Source organism: Holospora curviuscula (genome assembly GCF_002930195.1).
Lineage (GTDB): Bacteria > Pseudomonadota > Alphaproteobacteria > Holosporales > Holosporaceae > Holospora > Holospora curviuscula.
Genome location: NZ_PHHC01000122.1, coordinates 1 through 3,200, shown reverse-complemented (window position 1 = coordinate 3,200; position 3,200 = coordinate 1). Strand labels below are relative to the sequence as shown.

The following is a 3,200-nucleotide window of genomic DNA, read 5'->3' as shown; positions in this document are numbered from 1 at the left end:
CTAACATTTGGGTTAAGCAATCAAGACGCCTATTGTCGATTTTGAAATATGGCTTTAAAATGCGCTTTAACTCGTTGACTGAAACCATGATGTATACCTCTTTTTCGATAATCGAGATTATACACTTTTTGTTTTTATTTCAGCGCGTTACTGTCAATGCAAACTAACTAACCAATTAGTTTTGTCCGGTACAGAGAGTTCTTTTATAATAGTTGGCACGCTTTTTACCCACAAGTCTCTCGTTTTTTTACCACTCTTTGTCTTTAAAATAGTCATCTCTATACCACTCTCATCATTCTACACAAGATTTTCAGGCGCTATAACATTCACAAAATGGTGTTTCACCACACCCCGAAAGCAAGAAAAGTGCTGTATTGTATGCTTTTTCTCTCAGTTCATTGGCTTTTTTTGACGCTCTGCAAGCAAAATAAGCGTTTTGATGCGTATTTCTACACCTTGATAGCCCAATTTTTTTTGGCGGACGTTTTTCACAGTTTTCTCGCGTCTTTGAGGGCTTTCAAGGGATTGCTCCTTGGCATGAATAATACAGGTTTCCAGCTCTTTTTTCGATAATTTTTCCACTTTTTAAAGACTATCTCATAGGCCAAAATGGGCTCAAGACGCGGTATCATTCGATATATGTGAGAATCGTCAATTTGAAACATACACTCCACAAATCTTTGAGTTACATAGACGAGAAAATACAACCAAACCATCAAAACCTTTCTGAAAGGTCTAACTTAATCGGTGCCACTAGGTCTTTTTTAGCCTGAAATGGCTATCATGCGCTATCTACTTTTTTTTCTTTTATTCTTCTTCGTTTTTAGAGTATCTGTGTCGTTTTGAACCTCTGAATCGTCAAAATAATGATCGTACACTCTTCGGTATAGCGTCCCTCCTATCCAGCACTCAAATTTGCAATTTGGCGTGCCTTAATCTTTTGACTTTTCTGCTCCATTTTTAGAATGGCCAGTCCAAAAATTTTAAAACTATCTGTTTTTGTATCAATTTTCCTATTGTATTTAGTATGGTTTTTTACTAGAATAAATTACAGTTTTTCTCTTGTTTTTAGAATTTTTAACATAATTTCCTCAAGACGGCTTTTTCACGTAAAAAAACAATAACACTTTTGTAAAAAAGAATTGTAGAAAAGGAAAATCTTATGACTAGCTTTTTGGTGTATAATATTTTATGACCATTCATGTCACTGCTCTTGTAGATTCTAATGCTGTGGTGCACCCAACAGCAATAGTAGGCCCTTATTGTGTAGTGGGCGCCGGTTCTATTTTAGAGGCAGGCGTGCATCTGATGTCTCATGTAGTGATCGAGGGTAATACTCATCTACAAGAGGGAGTGAGAGTCCATGCTTTTTCTGTATTAGGGACTGCTCCTCAGCATACTGGATACAACAACGAACTTACACGACTTGTGATCGGGCGAAACACCCAGATTCGTGAGCATGTAACTGTTCACAGAGGAACAAAGCAAGGTGGAGGGATCACTTCCATAGGAACTTCTTGTATGATCATGGTGGGATGTCACATTGGGCATGATGGACAGATTGGTAATGATGTTATCATGGCAAATAATGTTGTATTGGGAGGGCATGTAGAAGTTGAAGATTCGGTAGTGTTTGGAGGTATGGTGGCAGTCCATCAAATGACCGCTATTGGTAAAGGTTCTATGATCGCGGGATGTTCTGCAGTAGGCTCGCATATCACGCCCTATACCATTGCTGTTGGAAACCGAGCAAAGTTAGCAGGATTAAATCTTCATCGTTTAAAAAAAAAAAAAGTCAGTTCGGAAGAAATTCATGGATTGAGGGAAGTGTATCAGTATTTGTTTAAGGGGGAGAACCAACTTTCTCTCGAATTTCGTATTCATAACATTGCTCAAGGATTAATGCATTATGAGACAGTACAGGAAGTTTATCGTTTTCTCAGTACCTGTAATAAAAATAGACCCATATGTCTTTCAACTCCAGATAAGTATATTCAGGAAGCACTAAAAATAACCCTTTAAGAGCTCTAGTACACAATATTAGAGATGTACAATTTCGGATTGTGATCTACAATAGTCAACTAACTATAGAATGGTTATAAAGAATAGCGCGTCAATTGAACACTTTCTAGAGCGTCGTATTTGTTTAGCCTAATCCCATTGTTATCAGGAGAATACGGAAGATCAATCAAGGAAAACATGACCAGCGCTTTCACTCATCGGCTGGCTATCTTTTCCTTTGTGGAAAGAAGCATTGTGCATGACACTACCCCTTTTGTGTTTTTCATGAATCCCACAACAACGCGTTCCCTTCCAAGAATAGCCGTGTTTCTGTAGCATATTCTGGGACTTTTCGCTAAGTAAGCCATTGATTTTCCGTTTTTTTCTCGTGCCTCAATCCTTTGGCAGAACATAGATCTTTTTTCTAGATCTGTTCTCGCAGGATAGAGTATTTTTTGTATAGGTCACGCCTAAAGGCTTTGGTACATATTTATATCAGACTCGCTAAGTTCTAATCTTTCTCCGTTTTCTCGACGATCGCTATCTGGAAACTGCTCTATATCACTAGACCTCTTCGGAAACTCTCATTTTTTTAATTCCATGGTATAGACCCCTGCAATGAGCGTGAATCTCAGTCCAAATCTGTTACGCCTGTTTCTGTATGTATCAGAGATGATCTTGAAGCGTTTGAGCATCCCAACACCATTTTCATTCATTACCCGCGCACTGGAAAGTTCTCTATTTTTCCTTTTTTCTTCTTGCGTTAGCGGATTTTTCTTACCCTTCTTTTTTGGAATGTCAGTTCTACTATGGAGTGTTTTTAAGCCTTGATATCCTGTATCCGTAATACCCTTAATTTTAGGATGAATATGAGTTTTTGATTCCTTAAAACCCCTGAAATCATGACGTTTACCCTTTGAAAAAGCCGTGCATATACCTTCTTGAGTTACTACACCTTGAGTGTTTAAGGGGTGTCTTTTCTTTGTCTTTTTTGGGCGCTTTATTGGGGGTTCTGTTGCATCTATTAACCCCCCTTCATCATTCATATCACGTTTCAAAAGCGCTTTCTTACCTGGCAAAGCAAAATCAGGGTGCTTGATACGCGTGCCCTCTATCCATTTTTAATCGTATCATAAGCCGTACGCTCACTGACCCCATCGCTTTGACTTATATGGAAATAAGTACGGGTATTCCCGTAT

3 protein-coding genes and 1 pseudogene are annotated in these 3,200 nt (G+C 38.5%); 1 reads left to right on the top strand and 3 read right to left on the bottom strand.

Annotated features, from left to right (window positions below; translation table 11 throughout):
* Positions 1-390: 390 nt before the first annotated feature.
* Positions 391-582 (bottom strand): hypothetical protein, encoded by a 192-nt coding sequence (locus tag HCUR_RS06180; protein ID WP_104207222.1) that lies wholly within the window; start codon positions 580-582, stop codon positions 391-393.
* Between the two features lie 609 nt (positions 583-1,191).
* Between HCUR_RS06180 and lpxA the strand changes: the two genes are divergently transcribed.
* Positions 1,192-2,022 carry an acyl-ACP--UDP-N-acetylglucosamine O-acyltransferase gene (gene lpxA, locus HCUR_RS06175; protein WP_104207221.1) on the top strand — a complete coding sequence of 277 codons (831 nt, stop codon included), beginning with the start codon at positions 1,192-1,194 and terminating at the stop codon, positions 2,020-2,022.
* 162 nt (positions 2,023-2,184) lie between these two features.
* Here the strand turns inward: lpxA and HCUR_RS08780 are convergent, their stop codons facing one another.
* Together HCUR_RS08780 and HCUR_RS06170 are read right to left on the bottom strand one after the other, a co-directional pair.
* A complete protein-coding gene (locus tag HCUR_RS08780) occupies positions 2,185-2,340 on the bottom strand; it encodes a hypothetical protein (protein ID WP_165780825.1) in 156 nt (51 codons plus the stop codon).
* Positions 2,341-2,585: 245 nt separating this feature from the next.
* Positions 2,586-3,200: pseudogene (locus tag HCUR_RS06170) on the bottom strand (transposase family protein); the annotation flags it as partial.

What these genes read in the sequence shown, in the direction of transcription:
- lpxA (WP_104207221.1), top strand. Translation starts at nt 1,192, where the DNA reads ATGACCATTCATGTCACTGCTCTTGTAGATTCTAATGCTGTGGTGCAC.
- HCUR_RS08780 (WP_165780825.1), bottom strand. Translation starts at nt 2,340, where the DNA reads ATGCTACAGAAACACGGCTATTCTTGGAAGGGAACGCGTTGTTGTGGG.